Genomic DNA, 21,929 nt, shown 5'->3' on the forward strand with positions numbered 1-21,929 from the left:
TCCCCGTATTCGTCGACCGCTCGCCACAACCAATGCTTGACCCCGCCGATCTTGACGCAGACCTCGTCCAGATGCCATCGAGAACCCCGGCGGGGTTCTCGATGGCGCAGTTCCTCGGTCAGGAGTGGGGCGAACTTGATGTTCCACTGACGGAGGGTCTCGTGACTGACCTGAACACCACGCTCGTGAAGCAGTTCCTGAACGTCCCGCTGGCTGAGTGGGAAGCGGTGGTACAGCCGCAGAGCGTAGCCGATCACGCTCAGGGGAAAACGGTGGCGGTAGGGCTTCCGGTCAGTCACAGCTCACCAGCCTACAGAGGTTAAGTTGCCAGAACCGCAACGCCTGACATACCGTCTGCTACAGGACGACATCAGCTCGAATCAGTCCAGATGAAGTCCCTACCGCACATAACGTTATGTGTGAGTCCGCTAAGCTGGGGCTACATGACGACCTACACCTTCTTCAACCACGCAGGCGGGGTCGGAAAGACCTCGGCCACGCGTGACTTCGGGTATGAGCTCGCTTCACGTGGGCACCGGGTGCTGCTGGTCGATTTCGACCCGCAAGGGAATCTGACTTCGTTCCTGGGGGCCGACAAATGGGGATTGAATCAGGACGCCACCCTCCTGGCCGCTCTGCTGGAAGACGACCCCAACGCCGTGCAGTCCAGACTGCCAGCCACGGTCGAGGTTCACGGCCTGTCGCTCTATCCTGCCACGATCGACCTGGCCATCGCCGAAGCGCAGCTGCTGGCCAAAATCGGCCGCGAGCGGCGACTCAGCAATATCCTGAACCACCTGCCCCAGGCCTATGACTACGTGCTGATCGATTCGCCACCCAGCCTGGGAACCCTCACCGTCAATGCGTTGGTCGCTGCGGATTCGGTCATCACGCCCGTGGCGACCCGATTCAAGGCGGTGGATGGGTTGCCCGGCCTGACGCGCATGGTGAACGAACTGCAGTGGGTCAAGCCCAGCCTGGGTTTCGCGGCGTTCCTCCCGACCATGTACGACCAGCGCAACCGGCATGATTCCGACGTTCTGGAGATGATCCGCGAGCAGCTCGCGCCGCTGGCGCCGGTGCTGCCTCCGGTCCGCTACCGAGCCGCGGACCACAACGACGCCAGCATGAGCGGGCAGCCCGTCCAGGTCTACAAACCAGGCAGTGAAGCGGCGCGGGACATGGCCCAGGTGGTGACCGCCTTCCTCGAGCTGCAAGGGCAGCCGGCGTGAGCACCAGGAAAGAGCGACCCCAGATGAAGATGGGGCCTCTGGCGGGCCACCAGGGTCCAGGCACACTGATGGCCGGCTTCACCAGCCCGCCCGCGCCCGACGTGCAGACCGATCTGGCCATCGACGCCATCCGGCCCCGTCCTCAACAACCGCGCCGCTCCTTTACGCCGGAGTCCCTGGCCCGCCTGACCGACAGCATCCGGACGCACGGCATCCTGCAGCCGCTGTCCGTCCACCAGACCGCGGCGGGCTACGACCTGATCTCCGGAGAACGTCGCCTGCGGGCTGCGCGCACCGCCGGCCTGACCACCGTCCCGGTCAAGGTCTTCTCCGGGCTCACGGAACGGCAGGTGCAGCAGCTGTCGGCCGTGGAGAATCTCCAGCGCGAGGACCTGAATCCAGTGGACGAAGCGGACGCGGTCCTCGACATCCTCTCGGCCGAATTGGATCTTCCCAAAGATCAGCTCACGCCCCGACTCGAGCGCTGGAAATCCATGCGGATGCGCGATCCTGCACTCGCGAGGGCGTCCGAAGACGAGCGGCAGGCGATTGCCCACCTGGAGACCCTGTTCCGGGGCCTGTCCCGCGGGGAGTGGACGTCGTTCGTGGCGAACCGCCTTCCGGTGCTGCGCCTCCCTGCGCCGCTCCTGGAAGCGGTCCGTGAGGGCCGGCTGGACTACACCAAGGCCATCGCGCTCAAACGGGCGCCCGAGGACCTGCGTGACGCCCTGCTCGCCGAAAGTGACGCGCTGTCCGTCCAGCAGATCCGCCAGCGGATTCAGGAGGCCAGCCGCACGAGCGCGCCGCACGAGGACCTCAACCGTGCGCTGGAGACCTTCCGGCGCCTCACCGCGAGGGATCAGCTGGCCCAGCTGACGCCCGAAGCGAGACGCGAACTCCTGTCCCTGCTGAAGCAGGCGGCCGCCGTTATGGGGGAGGGGTCCAAGGTTCCCGCACGGCAACGCCTCAAGTAGACCGTTCCGGCGAACGCGTCACCTGTCTGTCGTTCGCTGCAGTAGCGACACCTTTGCGGGAAAATGCCTGTTCCAGGGCCCTGCTCGTCCAGCGCTCTGAGCTGAACGACCAGCGATACCTTTGCGGGAAATTCCCTGAGGAAGGCCAAGAAAGTCGTGCCGGACAGTGCTTCCAGTCGTCTGCAGCAATAGCGACACCTTTGCGGGATTCTCGCCTGACATAGCGACACCTTTGCGGGATCGGTCCCAGGCCCGACTAGCGACACCTTTGCGGGAAAAAACCAAAATTGCGTCTGGACCGGCGAATCCGTGATCCGTTCTCCTGAGCTGCCTTGTGGACGCCGCTGACGACACCTTTGCGGGATGAGCGCTGAAACTAGCGATACCTTTGCGGGATTTCAGTGCGAATTAGCGATACCTTTGCGGGAAAATTCCGAAAAACACCGTCCCTGACGCAGATCGGGCACCCGCTTGTTGTTGTTCTTTTTATATCTTTACATCAGTTAAAAACAACACCAGGAGCTGAGAGTGGCGAAGAAGAACAAAACACCCAACCTCTACGACGAACTGAACTTCGCCCGGTTCGGCGTGATCAGCATGCACACCCGGGTGGACCAGAGCATCACCCACTGGAATACCGAGTTCGCCGTGAACGGCCGGACGTTCCGGATCGAGGCCGTCACGCCTCAGGGACGGCCGCACGGCATCGATACCGACACCCTGGTGGCCCTCGAAACCCTCTTCATCTCCCATGACTGTCCACAGGACAACTGGGTGCATACCACCGCCTACGAAGTCCGCGAACTGATGGGGCTGGCGAACAACGGAGAGAACTACCACCGGCTCCGGCAGAGCATCCGGCGCCTGTACTTCACCAGCGTCATCGTGGGCCGGAAAACCACACTGGCGGGATCACAGCGGGTGGCCTGGGACAACGTCGGCGTCCGGTTCTTTGAAGGGCTGCGCTACCGCGACCATGACGACGACGGCGACTTGAACACGCTCGACAGTGAAGCGACGCTGAGCATCCGCCTCGGGGAGCAACTGGCCGAGAGTATCCGGGCGGGCATTTCACACGTCCTCGACGGGCACCTGCTGCATCAGCTCGAGCAGCCGCCCGCCCGCGCCCTGTACCGGACCCTGCAGGCCCACCGGCGGCAGGACGACGGCTCACTGCTCTCGGAACTGCGGGTGCCGCTGGTGGACTGGCGGCAGGCGACCGGGCTGACCACCGACCGCAGTGACCTGGTGCGGCGCGCCCTGACCGCCGCCCATGACGAGCTGCTCGCCAACCGCTACCTCGAGAGTGCGACCATCGAAGGCCGCGGAAAATCGGCCGTCGCGCACTACGTCTTTGCGGACACCAATTCCGCCGATCCTGCCCTGGTCGTGATGCTGCGCCAGGCTGGGGTGTCGGTCGCCAGGGCCGCCACCCTCGCGTCCCTGTACCCGGAGCGGGTCGAACTGGCCCTGCAGTTTCTGGAGCAGCGGCGGATGAACGCTGGCGGCACTGTGCGCAACCCTGGCGGTCTGGTCGCTGACTATCTGCAGAACCCTGAGAAGTACGCCGTCCCGGCCGAGTTCACGCCGCCCGCGCAGGCCAGGCAGGAGCAGGCGGTCCGTCGCCACCAGAAGGCCGAGCATGAGGCGCAGCAGCAGGCTGAGGCGCACCTGGAGCGTCTCGGCAGCGCGTCCCCCGTTGAGCAGTGGGAAAGCCAGCGCTCGACCCTGCAGCTCATCCTGAAAAAGCAGCTCAATGCAGACCAATGGTCACAGCTCGAAGCGCTCGCCTGTGCCGGCGAGATCCAGGCGGTCGACCTGACCCGGACGCTGATCGCCGCGACCGCCAGCACGGGCCTGAAGGAAGCGGTCGATCAACTCAGGCGGCGCCTCAATCCGTTGCTGCCGCTCGAGCTCTGAGACTGGAACGGTCCTAGAGTAGAGTGCGCGCCACGGCAGCCGTCAGAGCAGGTCCTCGACACTGACAGGCGGGGTTGCCCGGCGCGCCGAGTCTCGGGTGCCCTCATGTCTTCAACGCCCTCCTGCGACCCCGACGATCCGTATCCGCACGCGGCCGACCTCGCCGTGACCGGCGATGGGAAGGGATTGGTGCGGCCCGTGGGCAGCCCCCTGACCCTGCACGTGTTGGACGAACACGCGGGCGGGTCCGTGGAGTTCACGTGGCGGCCGCGCAACGTAGCAGAGGGCTGCCGCGCGCCAGCGCCCGTCGGGCACACTACCCCGGGCCGTCCGACCCTCGCCCCGCACGACGTGGTGACGTGCCTCGCCGACCTGCCCGCATGGCTGTGCGTGTCCACCGCGTATGCAGCTTGGCGCTGGAGACAGGTGCAGGCGATGGCCAAGCGCCCGGCGGCGTCACCCGGACCAGTCGAGCAGGACCATGGAGCTCCGGAGCGGCTCCGGCTCCTAGGCCCATGCCCCTGCTGCCCCTGTCCTCTGGCCCCGTGCACACCTCACAGGCGCCGCGCCCGGTGACATCGGCGTGACGAGGCGTACCGGAGAGTGAACTGCAGGTGCGCGGCGCCCAGGGCTTCGGACGTGGCCGCCGCGTTCCGCAGGGAGGTCGCTATGGCGACGATGTTGAATGTTCTGGGGTTCACGCTCCTGCTCATCGGACTGGTCAGGATGGTACGCGCCAAAGCCCGGAGGCGGCCCGTATGGCGAGCAGGATGGCGGTTTCTGGCCGGTTGGGTGGTCCTGTCGTTCCTGGCCCAGGCGTTCAGCCCTGCACCGCCCAACCGCGCGGCCACTGCCTCTGAGTCACCCGAACGCTCCGCCCAGACGCCACCCTGGCCGCCCACGATCGACGACATGCTCGATCAGTGCTGGCAGGTGGCGATCAAGGCCTCCCGCGTTACCCCGACGCTGATCCCGGAAGTTCGAAAGGTGTATCAGGATGACCGGGGGTACGTCATCTCGGGGACGGTGCAGGTGGGTGAGCGCAGTGAGATCTTCGATTGTTCGAGTACGGCGCCTGGGCAGGCGGTCTTCGGTCCTGGTAGCGGGGTGGACGAACAGAGGTTTCGGGACGTGATGGCCAACCGTCCGGTGCCGGCCGTCGCCGCGGCCGAGCCGGCACCGGAGCCTGAGGCGGCACCCGCTCCGGTCGCTGCGGCGTCTCCAGCCCAGAACGTGCCGACCGCGCAGGCGCTCGCGAACCTCGGAGCGGATCCGAAGAGTGAACGCGTGCTCGACACCAGCTCGGGTGAGGGCCGCGTGTACCACACGTGGGACGTCCCGCGCTGGGGCCAGCGGGTGAGTGGCGTGCGGCGCGGTGCGGCGGACTGGTGGATCAAGATCACAGGCCCCAGCCTCGGCGCGGACGATCTCGCGTCCGCGGATCAGCGGCGCGAGATCGCCAGCAACGGGGTCGCGATCACCTACCTGATCACGGGCGGTCCCCTGCGCGGTCACGTCATGACGGTGAGCGACCCGGCCATCAACCTCTACTCCCCAGCGTGGTACGCCACCGACGTCAAAGGCACGCTGGTCGGAGAAACAGAGTGACGTCCCCGGTCACACGAGGCGGTGCACGTGCGGGCGCTGCGCGCCCCGGACCCTCAGGGCGTGGCTGACCCCGTCACCAGGTGCGCCGCGACCACCCAGGCGCCGGTCATACTCTGAGGGTATGACCGCCGTCTCCTCGACCGGGACCTCAAGTCCGCACAACCAGCAGGCGTTCGAGACGTGTATCGCCCTGACCCTGCAGATGATCGCCAGCATCGAGTTCGCACCCACCACCGGAGCGTCCACGGATCCGGAGCTGACCGTGGCGTTTGCGGGGCAGGTGGACCGGCACGCGCAAGACATCGCCCTGATGGCTGGGCACGCCGGCGCGGACGTGGAGGGGTTGGGCGCCGGCGTGTACGGGCAGCTGTGTGCAGTCCGGGACGAGCCGGTACAGGCGGCGTATCACGCGCTGCACTCCGCGGCGTACCTGGGGCTGAGGGGCGGCCTGACCACCGCTGCTCTGCTGGGCGCAGTGGCGTACGCTCTACGCCGCGCCGCCCTGCGGACCGAGCGGCTCCTGCACTGACCCGGTGCTGGCCGTCCCTCGCTAATCAGGAGGGGCCGTGACGTTCCGGTCAGCGCAGGCTGACGCTTGGCCTCCTGTTGCAGCGTGGTGAACAGATCACGAGCCAGCTCATCCTCGACACGGTTGTTCTCCTGGATGCGCTTCCAGCGCAGAAACGTGCACCACTCCTGCGTGAGGAACTCGCAGTACGCGATCAACACCGTCCAGCGCCGAGGGGAGCAAGGGAAGCAGGACGTCTGTCTGCGGTATGAGCATCGTGGAAGACGCGGGCCACGGTGCGGGTCTTGGAGTCCATCGGGGCGTCCCTAGGGAGATGGAGCGCAATCTTGCGATGCAGCGTGGACTCCGCCTGAAGCGTCGCCAGGAGCACTTCCGCGAGACGCTTCAGGGCATCAAAGTGGCGATGAGGGAGATGGGCTTTGAGGTGGGCGGCTTGCGTGTCAGCATGCAGTCGGGCAGGATCCGGGATCGTCACAGGCCAGGATGCTGCCTATTGTCATCCTGCACCGCGTCCAGGGCGCTATTCGACCTGAAATGTAGGGTGGGCCGCTCTGGGCGCAGGTGCTCGCCATCGTCGTGACGTCCCTGATCGTGCTGAATCAGAACACCGCCACGACCCTGCACATGGCCCTGGCGGATACCAGGCTCATGCTCGGCCTCCTGGACCGCGCAATCGCCATCAAGGAAGAGGAAGCCAGAGCCTATCCCGTGCGGCAACTTCGTCCCTGCGCTGAGCGGTGAGAAATCAACGGCCGCGCAGTGCGACAAGTGCGGGCCGAACTCCACGATACCCGGATGGTCGCTTTGGTGAGGCAGTGGAGGACGCCTTCCCATCTCTGAGCTGGTCTGCCGTTCTGGTCGGCTGGCCGACCCTGTACTTGTCCGTGGCGGAGGTTCGGGCACTGGCCGAGGCGCGTCTGCTGACCGCTTCCGGTGCGGCGCTCATCCCCATGTCCGACCTCGCCGGCCTGCGCGACGGCGCGCACCGGCAGGAGGGACAGGACGCCCTCACGCGCCTGGCCGCCTTGGAGGAGCTGCCCGTGTTCTTCGCGCGGCGGGAATGGCTGGTGTACCTGTTGGAGCAGGAGATGGCCCGCCTGCCGGAGATTCGGGACACGGAGGAGCCCGAACTGACGGCCGACTGGCGGGTGCAGGCCCTCAAAGAGTTCTGGGAGGCAAACGACCGACCGCTCGATCTGCCGGTCATCAACCCCTTGATCCGGTCCTACGTCGGCCTGGACGAACAGCCCGGTGGCCTCGACCTCACGGTGGACGACCTGCGCCGCTGGATCCTGGAGCAGCGCACGCTGCTGCGGGTCGTGACGGGGCTCGTCCATGCGGGCCGGCAGGCCGAGGTCAAGGTGATCGCCCAGGCGTTCGAAGCCGCGCAGTTCCACGCCGCAGCGCACCTCGACGTGGTCCGGACCGAACTCTCCATCCATCAGCACCACGCCACCGGACGTCAGGAGCCGGCGTTCTGGGACAACGTCCATCTGGCCAATACGGTCACCCTGCAGCACCGGCGTGCCCGGTGGGAACAACGCCAGACTGAAAGAGGTCAATGAGCCTGCCTGGGCAGCGGCAGGCGAAGCGTGGAGATCATGTCGGCTTGCCGCTCACCATTCGTCCACGACGTCACTGAGGTGCTGGTCGTCCCACTTCGCGTAGATTCGCGTGGTCTCCAGGCCGCTGTGGCCGAGGTGACGGGCCACGTCCTCCAGGTTGTGCGTGGCCTTGTACAGCCGGGTGCCGGCGGTATGCCTCAGGGCGTGGGTGCCGAGGTACGGGACGCCTGCTTTCTCGGCCAGGACTTTAAGGCGTTGCCGGGCGCGGGTGGTGGTGTACGCGAGGAGGCGGGGCTCATCGGCGGGGGCCAGGAGGCGCCAGTCCTCCAGCGCCCGGACGAGGCGCCGTGACAGGGTGACCCGCCGCCGCTTACCTCCCTTGCCCCGCTGGACGGTCAGGCGCCGGGTCCCACAGTCGACGTCGGCCCAGACCAGGGCGGTACTCTCCGCGACGCGAAGGCCCGCGTGCCCCCCGAGCAGCACCAGGACGCGGTCCTGCACGTCCGCACACGCCAGCAGCTTCTCGAAGTCGCTGTCCGAGTAGGGGCGCCGCCGTTCCCAGGGTGCCGTCGGATTGCGTCCGGGCCGGGCGTCCACGAAGACGTCGTCTTTCATGGCGCCCGCCCAGCGCAGCGCCGCCGTCAGGGCGCGGGCCGCCGCGAGGTAGACGGTGACCGTCGACGGAGCGCGCTTGGCTTCCAGCAGGCGGATCCAGAGCTGGGCCTCGTCGGACGTGAGGCGCAGCAGCCCGCCCGTGCTCGACTCAACGTAGCCCAGAAAGGCCCGTACGCCGTGCGTGTAGGTGCGTTGGGTCTGCGGCGAGGTGCGTGCGCCGGCCGGGCCGAACAGTTGCCGGTGGGCTTGCAGGAGGTCGAGCAGCACGGCCTCGTCCAGATCACGGGCGGCTTCCAGGGCGCGGCGGCGGCGTTCCTCGGGCGTGAGGCTGACCCAGTGGCGCGAGACGGCCATCGCCTCACTGCGAAACAGGGCCAGGCTCAGTGGGGAGCGCAGGGCCGGCACGCCCGGCATGGGCACGTCCGCGGTCCAGTCGGCCTGACCTGTCTTCCGGTCCGTCACAGCGAGAGGTGGAGCCGCAGGGCCGCGTCGAGTTGCCTCACCTGCGTTGCGGTCAGGCGGCCAATGGGTGCCTGGCCCAGCTGCTCGAAGCGGATGGTACGGAGCTGTTCGGCCTGCGCCTTGCAGTCCTGACCGAGCCCTGTGTCTGACGCTGAAAGCAGGACCTGAAAGTCGTAGACCCGGGAGACCTTGCTGCTCACGGGCACGACGGTGACGGCGCCGGTGCCCAGCCGCTCGACGGTGCGGTTGAGGCTGTCGGCACTGACGATTACGACCGGGCCGAGCGGCTCTGCGCCGCCGGGCCTCGTGGGGTGGAGATCGGCGAGGTACAGATCACCGCGCCGCATCCGGGTCACCTCCCGGATCCACTGCGGGGAGGGCGTCCCAGCGTTCGGCGTCGCCTGAGGTGTGCCACTCCTCGAGAGCGCCGGCGTACTGCCCTTCGAGTTCATGTTCACGCAGCAGCGTGAGGGCACGGGCGACGACTTCGGACTTGGAGCGGACCTGATGCGACTTCTGGTACTGGGCCACGAAGTCCAGCAGCGTGCCGTCCAGACTGACGCTCAATTTCTCCACACTCATTCCGAAATTCTATCGGAAGAAAAGTACGAACAGCTCGCGTCTGCTGAAGCCGTTTACTCTTACGTTAAGAGTATTTAACATAAATAACACAACTAGGTCGTGTTGAACATGTGTTCCCCACCATGAACGGCTTGGCCAATATCGGCGGGCAGCAGTTCGACCAAGCGAGCCACGACCTGCTCCGTCCTCCCTTCACCTCGCACACGTCCCCAAGCGTCTTTCACCCGGAACGAATCGCCATAGGAAACAGTCCAAGGCAGATCACGCGTGAACGGGTAGCCTGTACAACGGCTGAAACCCAGCATCACATGGCATTTCACGGGCATGAGCTGGCGTAGCTCCAGTCGTTGCCACGCCGCTTCTACCAACGCCCGAGTCCCCACGCGGCCGGTGATCTGTCAAGGGTTTGGTGGAGCCTCAGTTCAGGATGTAAGCCTGCTCCTCGAAGGCCGTCGGTGACTGATACCCCAACGATGAGTGACGACGGCGACGGTTATAGAACACTTCAATCCACTCGAACACCTCTGTCCGTGTCTGGGCACGGTCCCACTGCGCTTCGCCAAGCCCCATCTCCGTCTTCAATGTCGCAAAAAAGCTTTCCTGGACAGCGTTATCCCAGCATTCTCCTGCCTCGCTCATACTCTGAATGGCCTGCAATCTATCCAGCGCCTGCTGGTACACATCGCTCGTATACTGGCTCCCTCGATCCGAATGATGCAGGAGTCCGCCTGGTGGGTTCCGACGAGCCACCGCCATCTCCAACGCCGCTGTGACCAGCGGCGTCTGAAGTCGCTCATTCAGCGCCCAGCCGACAATTTTCCTCGAGTACAGGTCCATGACCGTCGCCAGGTACAACCAGCCTTCACGGGTGGGGACATACGTGATGTCCGTGACCCACTTCTGGTTCGGGCCGTCCGCAGTGAATACCCGATCAAGAATGTTTTCTGCGGCTGGGCGCGAAGATTTCGCTTTCGTTGTCGTGCGGACCTTCCGTTTCCCACGCGCGACAAGCTGTGCTTGTCGCATGAGTCGCCGAATCCGCTGACGACTGACCTGCTCTCCCTGTGCTTTCAGGTCGGCTTGGATGCGCAGCGCCCCGTATGTTCCCCGGCTCTCCTCGAAGCTGGTCCTGATTTTCTCGATCAGCACGCGGTCTTTTGTGATCCTCTTACACTCCGGCCTTCCCCGCGCAGCGTAGTACCCGCTAATGCTCACGTCCAGAATCCGGCACATCAGTTCCACTGGGAACTCGTTCTGGTGCCCCTCGATGAACTTGAAGATCAGGGCTGCTTCGCGAAGAAGGCCAGTGCTTTTTTCAGGATATCCCGGTCCTGTCGTGCAATTTCCAGTTCCCGCTCCAGTTCCTTGAGTCGAGCCTCCTGTAGTGAAAGGGCGGGGATGCCCCGCCCGGTGAACGCTGGGCGGCCGGCGGCCGTCTGGGTGTCCTGCTGCTGCTTCCACCGGACGACGTAGTGAGGGGGAACGCCGAGGTCACGGGCAATCTGGGCGCAACTCTTTCCGGTCGTGCGGACCAGCCGGACGGCTTCTTGTTTGAACTCAGCGGTAAATTTCTGCTTGGGTACGGACATTCTGTCCTCCAGTGTGGATCACACTGAACTTACCCTCCACCAAACTCTATCCAGTTCACACTTCCCGGAGGCTGAGCAGGGTGTGGGAGCGGCGCCACCCCTGTTGTTGACGGTGCCTGCCGATGAACCGTATCGCTTGAGGATCGTGGTGGGCGATGAAACCGGCTTCGGAGTCGAATCGTGGTCTGCGCAGGTCCCCCTGCCGGAAGGCGCATTACAAGCGCTTGACGAATTGTCTGACGGCTGGACATTGCCGAATGAGGTTTCGGACGGCTTTTTCAACACTTGGAGAGCCTTTGAGGGTGTGGCGCTGATGGGGGTCGCGTCGTCCATGGATGGTTCACGTGTTGTGTTCGCCCATTCGAGGGTTATGCAGTGGGCCCAGACGCTGAGCTACTTCATCCTGTTGCTGCGGGTGGCCGAGGAACGGCTTCCGGACTCATGGGTACGGAGCCGCGTAGCACGAACGCATTTCATGCTGCAACCCGATCTGTCGCACAGACGCTAGCCGACAAACTCTAGCGCCTTGAAGGCCACCAGAACCGGTGGAACCGGGCGAGCGGATCCGGACCGGGTTCTGGTCGACTTTGCCGTACGCGATCCTGATCTGTCGGTTTTTTCAGGCCGCATCACGCAACGTGGAGGCAAGAGTGGCCAGTTCCATCGTCTGAGGTGAATCACGGCCGGCTTCTGCGATGTGAAAGAGCAGACACTGAACCATCTGGCTCGACGGCCTGCACGACAGCCAGGGCTTCAATCGCCTCGATCTGGTCCGGATCGACGTCTCCGGAAACCAGTCCATACCGATGAAGGAACTTGCTGTCGATGTCGCGCACCCCAGCCCGGTGGAGCAGTTCGAGTACGGCTTCACCGGCGGCTTTGTCCTCTGCTTCGTTGAGGTTCACGGTGATGTGCACCAGCATGGGTCGCCTCCTTGGTCCGGTGGACGCGCTGTTACGTGGTGGGATCCTGTTTTTTGAGGCTGAGCTTCAGGAGTGGCCGGATGGCTTCCGTGGAGCCGAGCCCCAGGTGCTGACGCAGCTGCTGGCGGCTGTGGAGCAGGTGCTGGTCGGTGTTCTCGAGCAGGCGTAGGCCGGCGGCGTTGCGCAAGGCCTGCCAGGCGCGGTAGGTGACGCCGGCGCGCCGGCACAGGAAGAACAGGCGTTTGCGGAGGAAGAACTGGGCTTCAATGTCGAAGACCCGTCCGGTGGTGCTGAACAGGGCGGTGTGACCGCGCTGACGGCCCCACTGTTCCAGGGCGGTTCGCAGGTCCTCGCTGATGTTCACGGTGCGGTTGGTGGTGCGTAGGGTACCGCCAGTCAGATCGAGGTCCTTGAAGGTCAGTTTCAGGACTTCTGGGCCGGTCAGGCCGCCGTGGGCGCCCAGGAGCACGAGCGCGCGTTCTTCGAGCGTCGCATGACGCAGCAGCTGGGCGATCTCGTCGGCGGTGTAAGCTTGGCGGTGTTCTTCGGGATGGTTGATGACGCCGATGATGCTGCGGTAGGGATTGCCGGAAACCAGGCCTTGGTCGTACAGGATGTCGTAGAGGGTGCGCACCTGAGTCAGGCGATTCTTGATGGTGGCCGGAGCGTAGTGGGTGATCAGCCAGTGCCGGTAAGCTGCGGCCTGGTGGAGGTCGGCGTTCAGGACACTGCGCTGTTCCTGCTCCACCCATTTGAAGTAAAGCCGGATGCCACTGACGACGTTGATGTGCGTGGAGGTGCCGGGCGGGCTCGCGAGGTACGGGGTCAGCGCATCGGTAGCAGCGGCATACGCCCGCTGCACGATCAGGTGGCGCAGGGCAACGTTGACCTCCGGCATAAACCTCAATATATAGGAGTAATCGGCCAAAAAAGCCACGTGTTCGGGCTGTTTTTTGAGCTTTTGCTGCTGCATAGGCGTGGTGAAAATTGGTATCGGTCTCAGCTTCATTGCTTGTCTTCCTATATATTGATACCCCCACTCCGGTTGGCGACTCGCACCGGCGATTCTTTGTCCAACTCGACTTCGGTACCCCTGGAAGAGTGGTCCTAGGCCCCTCAAGGCCCACTACTCGCTCCCTACTCAGCGGCGAGGAAAAGCGGCGCTGCGATAGAACGTGACGGTTGATTTCTGGATATCGAAGCGAACGCGCTGCCAGTCCAGGGTCGTGCCCCCTGGCGCCTTGACGTAGATGTCGACGGACCGTGCCGTCTTCGGCACCCGCTGAGGCGTCGCCGTGTTGCGGTAGAACAGGGCCTTCAGCGGACCACCGTCGACGCTGACGCCGACCGTGAGCGGCATCACCGGGAGGCCGGCAGCATCGAACGTCAGCTGGCGCTCAGCGAGGTCAAACACCACGTTCGAGGCGTGGGGGACGGCCCCATACGATCTGTTTTCCAGAACGATCCTGCCGGTGTTGCGGTACCCGTCCCGGAACACGTTCGCAAACGCACTGAACTGCCGGGCCGTGACTGTCAAGGTCCGGGCCTTCGGATCAGGTTTGAAGACGAACCCGCAGAAGGCCGTCAGGCGCGCAGGGCCGCCACTGAAGAACTCGACGTTGACCGTCTCGGGTTCAGCTGGGAACGCGGCCTGCGTGCGGTAACTCGCCCGCTGCATGCCCGCCAGCATCAGGCCGGCGCAATCGGCGGGCGCGGCCGCCTGCGCCGGGACAGAGATCAGGAGAAAGGGAAGAAGAAACCGGGCTGTCATGGGTCAGCACCTCCAGAAGCAGTCTACATGACTTTAAGTGATATGACTTTAATTGCATGGTCGCACGGCTAGCCCTCTCGGCACCCTGAAGCAATGGCGAAAACGGACAAGGGACCGACCGAATCGAGGTTGACCTTCGGGCGCCGGCTGCGCGAGGAACGGCAGCGGCGAGGCCTCACCCTCGAAGACCTCGCCGCTGCCAGCGGCATCACCTGGTCCTACATCGCGCAGGTCGAAGTCGGACGCCGCAACATCAGCGTCGACAACATGCACCTGCTGGCCGCAGGCCTCGGCCTGACCCTGCGCGAACTGTTGTGAGCGGAGCTGCCTCGCCACTCACGGGTGGGCGTCCCACACCACGTCCAGCGGCTCCACCTCGTCACCCAGCCACCGGTACGCGGCGGCCGAGAGCCGCTCTTCACGCCGCCCGACGCTCAGCAGCACGTGCAGGTCGTCGAACAGCGCGGTGCGCCGGCCGGCCCGCAGCCACGTCAGGTCCTGCTCGAAACCGGCCACCTGATTGTCCGGCGCGATGATCCAGCTGCCCACCCAGTTCATTGGCGGCCCACCAGCGGCGGCCAGCGCGTCCGCCCAGCCCACCGCGTACCGGGGATCGGCATCCAGGGGCGACTGGCAGGACAGCCACCAGGCGTAGCCCTGTGGAGCCGCGAACCGGATCTGCAGCGCCTCACCCTCACACCAGCCGAACAGCAGGCCGCCGCGCCAGCGCCCTGCGCTGGTCAGTTGCGTCAGCAGCGACGCCTTAGCCTCGCGGTGCACCTGCACGCGCTCAGGCACCGACCACTCCGTCACTCGCGCCACTGGACCGGCCGGCAGGCCCAGGAGACGCTGATGCACACGGGACGTCACAGACCCTTCCATCTGAACATGAGTTCTCCTTTGGGCGGACCGCGAAAGACGTTAAGGGGCGCTCCATCCCTCCTACCACCGCACCCGACCGGGTGAACATCCGTTGCTGGCGTCAGCGTTGCGGTTCCGACACTGCCCCTGCGGTCCCGCGCGGGAGGGAGCCGATGGCCGCTCGGCGGCACCCTGCGGCCTGGCCGTGGACGCCCAGGTGAGCATCATGGCGCAGCCTGTACGAGCTGCCACACGCTGTTCAGGCTGTGTCCGCGAGACGGATACCCTCACTCCAACGTAAGCCGTGATCGATGTGACTGACCCCACCGTCATCAGTACCACTCCCCCGAGGCAAGGGCAACTGCGGCCCTTGTGATCCCGCTGAGTGCTGGCTGGACCTTGAACAAGGCTGCCCTTTGAGAGCGCTAGGGCATCAGGATCAGGGGCTTGAGAGGGGAACGAGCGTGAGCGGACGCACCTTTCCGTGCCCAGCACAGCCCTGCGTCCAAGGCCGCTCGACACGCGAGCGGCAACCCTCAGATTCAAGGTCCTGCGGCCCGCTGGCGTCGGGAGGAACCAGCAGGCCTGCACATTGCTGCGGACGCCAGTTCTGGGCTAACTGGCCCCACTGCTCGAGGGGGGGAACCGGTGAAATCAGCAGCCCGTCTGTGTCACGAAGCGAGTCGTTGGCGACTCGTTCTCGAACCACGACGCACCGAATCCATTAGCCAGTTGCATGGTGTATATCTCTTCGCTGGCATTCATAAAGCCCATGTACGAGGGCTTGTTGATGAAGTAGATGGCCGACTGCCCACGGACGGCAGACGTGCAGGCTCTGAAGACTTTCTCAGCGCTCAATCCCTGGAGTGGCACCCCCGAAACGAAGCTGAAGAACTCCAGCGCAAAAGACCCGTCTTCAACGCTGTCCTGAGCAGGGGGGTAACGCAACCCGGCTCGTACGACGGTCGTGCCCATCCTGGTGAAAAACACGAGGTAGTCATCCAGACCGTACGTCTGACCCCTGAAGCCGCTCACCTTGTAATACACCTCGTTGATCTCGGTGCTGACCTTGATGCTGCCGGCCAGGAAGCACTTGTACTGCCTGCAGAAGGCGCTTTTCATGAAGTCGGTGCTGGATCCGATGTAGGCAGGTTTCACCTGAGCGTGTGCCATCCCGAGGCCAACAGCACAGACCGCAGCAATCCTACTCAATGTTCGCATGCCTCAGGGTACCGGCTCGCTCAGGCCAGTGTCAGCGCAACCTCAGGCCCACGTCCACGGCGCACCACGGCCCGCAGATGAGCACGTGCCGGCATCGTGCGCGGTGCCGTTCCTCAGCGCGGCGATGATCCACAACGTCTTCGCGCTCAGGCGTGAGAAGGTTGCGGCCTTCACGACTCACCGCACCTGGGCATGGAGCAGCGCGAGCAGCAGTTCTGCCAGCCGGGCCGCTGGAACGCTCAAAGCAGGGCGCTCCAGGACGACGCGCGACATCATGTCCCGGCTGGGAGCGTGGTAGAACAGTACGCTGACCTGACCGAGCTCGCCTCCCAGGAAGTACTTCACGGCGTACTGGACGTCGGTCTCCTTCCCCTGGAGCGACAACCCGAACAACGGCGCGAGCTCGCGCAGGCGCCCCTCAATCAGGTCGTAGATCGTCCCGACGGGCCGCCCCAGGAAGGGCACCTCGAATACGTACGATCCGCGGGTCGGCCCCTCAGGCAGGATGAGCCACGAGAAGTCTTCACTGGAGATCTCGAGGGCGGCTTCCAGCTCCGCGCGGGTAACGATACCGCGCTGGCCCGCCAGTAGGGCGTCTAGGCCGGTGCCCTCGGCCTGCGCAGCACGTGCCCGCACGCGGAGGGCGCTGCGTAGCATCTCGTGGTACGCGTCGCTGGCGGGCAGCACACTCAGCTGCCCACCGGTGAAGCGGTGGAAAGTTTCGAAGTTCACGAACTTCGTCCCACGCGCCTTGCCCTGCGCTTCTCGGGTGTCGCTGGCGTAGACCATGACGCCGAACGCGTCCTCCAGCATGAACGCGAGTTCGGAGCGCATGAACGCCAGCAGTTGCACCGCGACCTTGATGGGCGAGCCGTCACGGATCACCACGAATGGCCGGTCGAAGCGGGCGTTCAGGGTCCTGACCAGGCCTGCGGCATGCTCGTCTGCCGCCACGAGGAGCCGCACGTGCAGGCGCTCCTCGGACGGCTCGTGGATCTTGAGCGTACTTACCCTGAGCTCGGACAGGGCCTCGTCGAGAGCGGCGCGGGTATAGGGTTGACGGATCTGTCGCTGGGTCATGCATCTCCAGTCCACATGCCAGTGGTCGAGGGTGATCCGGGTCGCTGGTCGCGCCTGGTCGAAGGGGGCTAGAGGCGGCTCGTGCGGAATCTGAGGGAAAGGGTGAGTGGGCGTCGGCCTGACGGCCTGATGGAGGCGGCGCGCCAGGGTCCAGGTGCCACGCAGAGTCATCCTTCAACAAGATGGCAGGTGCGCGGAACAAGGCGTGTCACGTGCTGGGCTGCGGCGCTCCCTGAACGCGCACGGCGCCGCTTCCCGGGGGGAGCTCACCGCAGGAGGTTCACCCAGGTCGTGGCCGCGAGGACGACGGCCAGCAGCACCTGGAAGATCATGAGCTGCCCGGTCTTCCGCTTGGTGCGGCGGAGATCGGCGCGCAGGGTGGAAACGGCGGCGTTCATGGCGGCGAGTTGCTTCTGATGCTCCGCCTGCTGCGTGTGCAGGTCACCTGTGAGTGTCTGGAACTTCTGTTCCATCTTCTCCTCCTGACGCCGCTGTTGACGCAGCAGTTCCTGCTGCGCGGCCTGCAACGCCTCGGTGCGGTGCTGCTCGGCCCTGTCGAGGAGGGCTTCCATGTCGCGCTTGAACTCGTTCTGCCAGCGCTCGCTCTTGGCAGCCTGTTCCTGCCAGCGGCTCCGGAGGACCTCCGCTGTTCTCTGCAGTTCACGCTCCTGGTCTTTCAGCCAGAGGCCACTCTGGGTCCGTTCGTCCCCGAGCGACTGGATGAGCGCCGCGCTGCTCTGTTCGAGGGCGGCGATGAACGTGCTCGCGTCCTGGAGGGTGACCCGGGCCTGTTCGGTCCGCTCGTTCATCAGGTCGTACTGCCGCGCCATGTCCTCGAAGCGGGTGCGGATGGCGGTGAGTTGCCCGATGTGCTGCGCGGCGCTGCGGATCAGTTCCAGGGAGGCCCGGGCTTCCTCCGCGACGTAGTCCAGGTCGGTGATGTGAGCGGCTTTGGTGTCGATGTGTGTCATGCGGTGACTCCCAGGTGTTCGGCGAGGTCTTGCAGTGGTGTGAGCACCTCGTCGACCAGTGCAGCGTGGGCGGTGCGGAGGCTCCGGTAGCGGCGCACCGTCTGAAGGCGGCGGTGCGGCTCGGAGTGCTCCCCGAAGAGAGCCAGCGCTTCGTCTTCCAGCCACTGCAGACCCGCGGGGGTATGCAGCGTCCCGTCGGCCCGGGTGACCCAGGAGAAGGCTTCCTCAGGCTGGGCGCGTTTGGCGGTGTCGTAGAAGAGGCGCTGCGCGTCCGGCCCGGCCCCGGTGCGTGCCGCTTCGGTGAAGCCCTGGGCCAGGTGAGCCAGCGCGGCGGCCTCGAAGCCGGGGCGGAGGAGACGCAGCGTGCCGGCCAGGAACAGTGCGGAGAGGTTGGCCGGCTCGTGCTCCAGCTGATTGGCGGCGCGGGCGCCCAGGCCGACCACCGCGCCGTGCTGATCGGCCAGTGCTACCAGAGCGGTCAGGGCCTCAGGGTCGAAGTGTCGCATCACGTCCGGGAGGCGGCGCGTGATCTCGTCGAGGTGAGCGTCTTTTGGCGCGACCACGGCGCTGGTCCGCTGGAAATTGAGGTCCGGAACGCACACGTCGCAGAATCCGCAGTTGTAGTCGTCCGGCAGGTGATCGACCGCGTCGAAGATGGAGCGGATGATGACCCGGCGGCAGACGCGCTTCCCAGCGTCCGCACCGTGTGGCGGGCGGGCGTACTCCAGCTCGTTGGTCAACATCCGGTACCGCATCCGCTGAATCCGCCCGTACACCTCGTGAATCAGCACGGCCAGCGCGCGGGTCAGCTGAACCGGATCCTGCCGCCCGACCCCGGCGTCCCGGTTCTCACCACCGGACACCGTGAGGCCGACGGCCCGGTACATCCCCTTGATCGCCTCGTCCGTCAGGCCGAGGTCGTCCCGCAGGTGCGCCGTGAGCCGGTCGCTCACGGCTGCGATATCCCATGTCCGGCGCTCGACTTCAAACCGCACCGTGCGGCGCTCCTTGTACTGCAGGGTGTAGTCCCCCACCACCCCGAGTTGCTGCAGTCGGAAGAGCGACATCTGAGTCGCTTTGACCTCCTCCTCCTTCCAGACGTCAAAGGCGTTGCCTTGCGCCAGCTTGGGCAGCAGGCTCACGGCGGCCTCCACGTCTTGCTGCTCGCCCGGGTAACTGCCTTTGACGAACCGCGCCTGACGGCCGTAATCACACATGGGCTTGAGCCCGTAGGGACACTTGTGGAACTTCAGGTTGGTCGGATCTGACACGCAGGGCGGCTCCTGCGCCGCCTTCAGGTGCCGCTGGTAGCAGGTCTCGGTGGGCGGCTGGTAGATCAGCGCGGCGTGGGCATGCGCCCCGTCGCGACCCGCACGGCCGGCCTCCTGATAGAAGCCCTCCAGGCCGCTGGAGAGCGCGTGGTGCACCACGAAGCGGATGTTGCGCTTGTCGATGCCCATGCCGTAGCCCTTGGTGGCCACCAGCAGCGGAAACTTCCCGTCCTGGAACGCGTCCTGCCGTTCGATGAGCGTGTCCTCCCAGTGCCGATCGGTGACGATCTCCCGATCAGAGAACACGGCCTTGCACGCCAGGCACTGGCCACCGTACCGGCCGGCTACCCCCGCCTGGGCGAGGTCCTTCGCCGAGGCGCTCACGTAGAGGGCCGACCCGCACTCCGGGCAGCTGGTCGGGGCCGTGCTGGCATGCACCTGAATCAGATCCGGGTCGTGAATGATGCGCCGCTGCAGGCGGTCGGAAATGGCGTGCACACCCTCTTCCAGGGTGGTCTTGCCGTGCGTGTTCGCATACACGGCAAAGATGACCCCAGCGTGGGGATACACGTTGCGCGGCTGCAGCGGCACGAACTCCCGGAAGGGGATCTTCAGGGCGTGGGGAACGACGTGCTCGATCACATGGGCCAGCAGGTCCGCCTTGTTCGTGTGGTCCCCGCCCAGCGGATGCACCGACAGGCTGATGTTGGTCCGGTCACTGCTGGCCAGTTGCTCCACGCTGTCTTCTGAGAGCCCCAGGACCCGCAGGACGTCCCGGCGCACAGGTTCCGAGGCGGTCGCGGTCAGGCCGATGATGGGCACAGGCCGGCCGGACGCCTCCTGCAGGGCCTCCCGAAGCCGGCGGATCTGCAGGTAGGCGGGGCGGAAGTCGTGCCCCCACTCCGAGACGCAGTGCGCCTCATCAATGATCAGCGCGCCCACCGGCGTGCGCTGCATCGAAGCGCGCAGTTCCTCCGCGAACCCCTTGATCTGAAGGCGCTCCGGGGAGATGTAGAGCAGGCGGTAGGCGTGCGTGCGGAACCCTTCAAGCTTCCGGTTCTTCTCGGCGGTCGAGTCGTTGCTCGTGATGGCCTCGACACTGATCAGGCCCTGCCGGTGCAGGCTGTGGACCTGATCACGGATCAAGGCTTTCAAGGGACTGATGACGAGGGACGTGCGGGGCACCAGCATCGCGAACAACTGAAACACCAGCGACTTCCCGAATCCGGTCGGCAGCAACCCCAGTCCGGATTCCTGCCGCAGGGACCGCTGAACCAATTTGACCTGTTCCGGCTTCAGCTCAGGGACATTGAAAAATCTCCGGGTGAAGTAGTCGAGCAGGTCACGTCCGACCTGCGCGGGTTGGGCGTCCAGCGGTGGCGCGGCGTACGCCGCGCGGGTCTGCCGGGCCAGCGCCGTGAGGTGATGGGGGAGCAGGACCTCACCCGCGACGGCCGCGGGCCGCTGCAGGATCGTCACGGCGTCCGCGGGAGCGTCTTCATCGGTAAGCCAGGCGATGTTCACCCACGACCGGAGCGGGTCAGGCGTCACCGCGTTGGGATCAAGCGACTCGCCCAGGTACTCGCGCAGCACGGTCCGGTACAGCACCTCGTCTGTCGGCCGACGCACGGCGATGGTCAGCCGAGGCAGGCGCAGGGTGTGACCGTACAGGGCGGCCACCCGCTCCGCCACACCGATCAGATCAAGCAGCGCCAGTGGAAGCACCGGCAGGTGGGGCGCGTGATCGACGAGTGTGAGTTCCTCACGCCCGCCGGACGCCCAGGTCTCCAGCAGGGCGAGCAGCGCCAGCTGCATCTCCTGGAAGGCACCTGGGAGCGTGTCCAGCAGGGCGTCCACCCGACTCACGCTGGCGGTCACCGCCTGCGCGCCGGGCGTCCCCTTCGCCTCGAGCACCGGGCGCAGCACCGCGTCCTGACTCGCCCATTCACCCAGGACCGCGGCCGCCCGCCCAGACCGGATATCCGACAAGGAAAAGGGCAGGTAGTGGTACCCCGCGCTGCTGAGATCACGTTGCCGACTTTTTTCATCATCGAACCGCTCACTCGGGATGAAGTCCTGGCCGTGATAGCGCTCCCCTTCAATCTCCAGGGCGTACAGCTGCTGCCCACGCAGCACAAAGTCGATCCGGCGCCGTTTACCCAGCGAGTCCTGAAACGCCTCCTGAGGCGTCAGGAAGGAAAGCCCGGCCAATCCCAGCGCCGGGACGAAGGCCTCTTCGAGGAACAGACGCTCCGCGTAATGTTCATCCTGGCCCTGGGACGGCGGGCGAAGGTCATGCTGCCGGATGAACTCTTCCGTGCTCACGTACACCGCACGGTTCTTCCGGGCGGCACGGTCCCGCTGACGGCCGGATCGTTCGAGCCGCAGGTGCCAGTCCGTCACGCGGTCGAACTCACCCTCAGAGAACATCAAGGGGATGCACTGGGCGTGGGTGGACAGGACGTCAGGCGCAAGGCAGCCCGCCGCGCGGAGCACCGCGGACCGAACGGGAGCCGGGAGTGGCCCTAAGGGTTGTTGGGCCGTTGCCCCCAAGGTGGTCAAACCACCAACGGCGTAGACCAGGGACCAGAGGGGGGAATGAGAAGGCATGCCGACGCCACCGTAGCAGTAAAAAACCTGCTGTATGCGCGCAAATCCGTGATTCCGAAGTGACCGGGGGTCAGGACAGGGACGCTGACGTTCGCCCGCCGATCGGGCCAGCCCAAATGAGCCCAGCGTCCTTGATGAGCCGCGC

The 21,929-nt window shown here is 65.4% G+C and carries 22 protein-coding genes and 2 pseudogenes; 9 read left to right on the forward strand and 15 right to left on the reverse strand.

Translation table 11 applies throughout. The features are described 5' to 3' along the window. Nucleotides 1–299, reverse strand: a 299-nt coding sequence (locus tag IEY69_RS17565; protein ID WP_189074449.1) for an IS6 family transposase, incomplete at its 3' end; no start/stop codon positions are given. 144 nt (nt 300–443) lie between these two features. Here IEY69_RS17565 and IEY69_RS17570 point away from each other — a divergent pair. The 5 genes from IEY69_RS17570 (at nt 444) to IEY69_RS17590 (ending at nt 6,263) form a co-directional block, all read left to right on the forward strand. Further along, nucleotides 444–1,232, forward strand: a complete 789-nt coding sequence (locus tag IEY69_RS17570) for a ParA family protein (RefSeq protein WP_189074450.1) — start codon at nt 444–446, stop codon at nt 1,230–1,232. Between the two features lie 68 nt (nt 1,233–1,300). After that, nucleotides 1,301–2,206: a ParB/RepB/Spo0J family partition protein gene (locus tag IEY69_RS17575; protein ID WP_189074451.1), complete on the forward strand. Its 906-nt coding sequence runs from the start codon at nt 1,301–1,303 to the stop codon at nt 2,204–2,206. A 528-nt stretch (nt 2,207–2,734) separates the two neighbouring features. Continuing rightward, nucleotides 2,735–4,126 carry a replication initiator protein A gene (locus IEY69_RS17580; protein ID WP_189074452.1) on the forward strand — a complete coding sequence of 464 codons (1,392 nt, stop codon included), beginning with the start codon at nt 2,735–2,737 and terminating at the stop codon, nt 4,124–4,126. A gap of 639 nt (nt 4,127–4,765) precedes the next feature. Continuing rightward, nucleotides 4,766–5,734 (forward strand): hypothetical protein, encoded by a 969-nt coding sequence (locus IEY69_RS17585; protein ID WP_189074453.1) that lies wholly within the window; start codon nt 4,766–4,768, stop codon nt 5,732–5,734. A gap of 121 nt (nt 5,735–5,855) precedes the next feature. Then, on the forward strand, nt 5,856–6,263 hold the full coding sequence (locus tag IEY69_RS17590) for a hypothetical protein (RefSeq protein WP_189074454.1): 408 nt from the start codon (nt 5,856–5,858) through the stop codon (nt 6,261–6,263). Nucleotides 6,264–6,343: 80 nt separating this feature from the next. Here the strand turns inward: IEY69_RS17590 and IEY69_RS17595 are convergent. Next, nucleotides 6,344–6,738: pseudogene (locus IEY69_RS17595) on the reverse strand (IS4 family transposase); the annotation flags it as partial. An 86-nt stretch (nt 6,739–6,824) separates the two neighbouring features. Here IEY69_RS17595 and IEY69_RS17600 point away from each other — a divergent pair. Further along, complete coding sequence (locus IEY69_RS17600) at nt 6,825–7,004, forward strand: hypothetical protein (protein ID WP_189074455.1); 180 nt, start codon at nt 6,825–6,827, stop codon at nt 7,002–7,004. 74 nt (nt 7,005–7,078) lie between these two features. Continuing rightward, on the forward strand, nt 7,079–7,828 hold the full coding sequence (locus tag IEY69_RS17605; protein ID WP_189074456.1) for a hypothetical protein: 750 nt from the start codon (nt 7,079–7,081) through the stop codon (nt 7,826–7,828). Between the two features lie 51 nt (nt 7,829–7,879). Here IEY69_RS17605 and IEY69_RS17610 read toward each other — a convergent pair whose 3' ends face one another. The 5 genes and pseudogenes from IEY69_RS17610 to IEY69_RS17625 all read right to left on the reverse strand — a co-directional run bounded on the left by IEY69_RS17610 (nt 7,880) and on the right by IEY69_RS17625 (nt 11,076). Further along, on the reverse strand, nt 7,880–8,905 hold the full coding sequence (locus tag IEY69_RS17610) for a tyrosine-type recombinase/integrase (protein WP_189074457.1): 1,026 nt from the start codon (nt 8,903–8,905) through the stop codon (nt 7,880–7,882). Continuing rightward, entirely contained in the window at nt 8,902–9,252 is a 351-nt protein-coding gene (locus IEY69_RS17615) for a type II toxin-antitoxin system PemK/MazF family toxin (RefSeq protein ID WP_189074458.1), read from the reverse strand. The genes IEY69_RS17610 and IEY69_RS17615 overlap by 4 nt, the downstream gene beginning before the upstream one ends. After that, on the reverse strand, nt 9,239–9,487 hold the full coding sequence (locus IEY69_RS17620; protein ID WP_189074459.1) for a type II toxin-antitoxin system ParD family antitoxin: 249 nt from the start codon (nt 9,485–9,487) through the stop codon (nt 9,239–9,241). Before IEY69_RS17620 ends, IEY69_RS17615 begins: the two co-directional genes overlap by 14 nt. 92 nt (nt 9,488–9,579) lie before the next feature. Next, nucleotides 9,580–9,870: a DUF6193 family natural product biosynthesis protein gene (locus IEY69_RS22120; RefSeq protein ID WP_373291081.1), complete on the reverse strand. Its 291-nt coding sequence runs from the start codon at nt 9,868–9,870 to the stop codon at nt 9,580–9,582. 34 nt (nt 9,871–9,904) lie between these two features. After that, nucleotides 9,905–11,076: pseudogene (locus IEY69_RS17625) on the reverse strand (IS3 family transposase). Nucleotides 11,077–11,089: 13 nt separating this feature from the next. Between IEY69_RS17625 and IEY69_RS17635 the strand changes: the two are divergent. Then, nucleotides 11,090–11,584, forward strand: coding sequence for a hypothetical protein (locus IEY69_RS17635; protein ID WP_189074461.1), 495 nt, complete (start codon nt 11,090–11,092; stop codon nt 11,582–11,584). A 169-nt stretch (nt 11,585–11,753) separates the two neighbouring features. On the opposite strand, the gene IEY69_RS17640 is transcribed toward IEY69_RS17635, so the two are convergent. The 3 genes from IEY69_RS17640 to IEY69_RS17650 all read right to left on the reverse strand — a co-directional run bounded on the left by IEY69_RS17640 (nt 11,754) and on the right by IEY69_RS17650 (nt 13,770). Continuing rightward, entirely contained in the window at nt 11,754–11,999 is a 246-nt protein-coding gene (locus tag IEY69_RS17640; RefSeq protein ID WP_189074462.1) for a hypothetical protein, read from the reverse strand. A 31-nt stretch (nt 12,000–12,030) separates the two neighbouring features. Next, on the reverse strand, nt 12,031–12,972 hold the full coding sequence (locus tag IEY69_RS17645) for a tyrosine-type recombinase/integrase (protein ID WP_189074463.1): 942 nt from the start codon (nt 12,970–12,972) through the stop codon (nt 12,031–12,033). A 168-nt stretch (nt 12,973–13,140) separates the two neighbouring features. After that, nucleotides 13,141–13,770 carry a hypothetical protein gene (locus IEY69_RS17650; protein WP_189074464.1) on the reverse strand — a complete coding sequence of 210 codons (630 nt, stop codon included), beginning with the start codon at nt 13,768–13,770 and terminating at the stop codon, nt 13,141–13,143. A 93-nt stretch (nt 13,771–13,863) separates the two neighbouring features. Between IEY69_RS17650 and IEY69_RS17655 the strand changes: the two genes are divergently transcribed. After that, a complete protein-coding gene (locus tag IEY69_RS17655) occupies nt 13,864–14,088 on the forward strand; it encodes a helix-turn-helix domain-containing protein (protein ID WP_189074465.1) in 225 nt (74 codons plus the stop codon). 18 nt (nt 14,089–14,106) lie between these two features. Here the strand turns inward: IEY69_RS17655 and IEY69_RS17660 are convergent, their stop codons facing one another. The 5 genes from IEY69_RS17660 to IEY69_RS21830 all read right to left on the reverse strand — a co-directional run bounded on the left by IEY69_RS17660 (nt 14,107) and on the right by IEY69_RS21830 (nt 21,604). Next, complete coding sequence (locus IEY69_RS17660) at nt 14,107–14,568, reverse strand: hypothetical protein (protein WP_189074466.1); 462 nt, start codon at nt 14,566–14,568, stop codon at nt 14,107–14,109. 717 nt (nt 14,569–15,285) lie between these two features. Continuing rightward, complete coding sequence (locus IEY69_RS17665; RefSeq protein ID WP_189074467.1) at nt 15,286–15,852, reverse strand: hypothetical protein; 567 nt, start codon at nt 15,850–15,852, stop codon at nt 15,286–15,288. Between the two features lie 177 nt (nt 15,853–16,029). Then, nucleotides 16,030–16,932, reverse strand: coding sequence for a hypothetical protein (locus tag IEY69_RS17670; RefSeq protein ID WP_189074468.1), 903 nt, complete (start codon nt 16,930–16,932; stop codon nt 16,030–16,032). A 266-nt stretch (nt 16,933–17,198) separates the two neighbouring features. Continuing rightward, complete coding sequence (locus tag IEY69_RS17675) at nt 17,199–17,903, reverse strand: hypothetical protein (protein WP_189074469.1); 705 nt, start codon at nt 17,901–17,903, stop codon at nt 17,199–17,201. Further along, nucleotides 17,900–21,604 (reverse strand): DEAD/DEAH box helicase, encoded by a 3,705-nt coding sequence (locus IEY69_RS21830; protein WP_229784086.1) that lies wholly within the window; start codon nt 21,602–21,604, stop codon nt 17,900–17,902. Before IEY69_RS21830 ends, IEY69_RS17675 begins: the two co-directional genes overlap by 4 nt. Nucleotides 21,605–21,929 lie beyond the last annotated feature (325 nt).

The sequence above is a fragment of the Deinococcus sedimenti genome (assembly GCF_014648135.1).
GTDB classification, from domain to species: Bacteria; Deinococcota; Deinococci; order Deinococcales; family Deinococcaceae; genus Deinococcus; species Deinococcus sedimenti.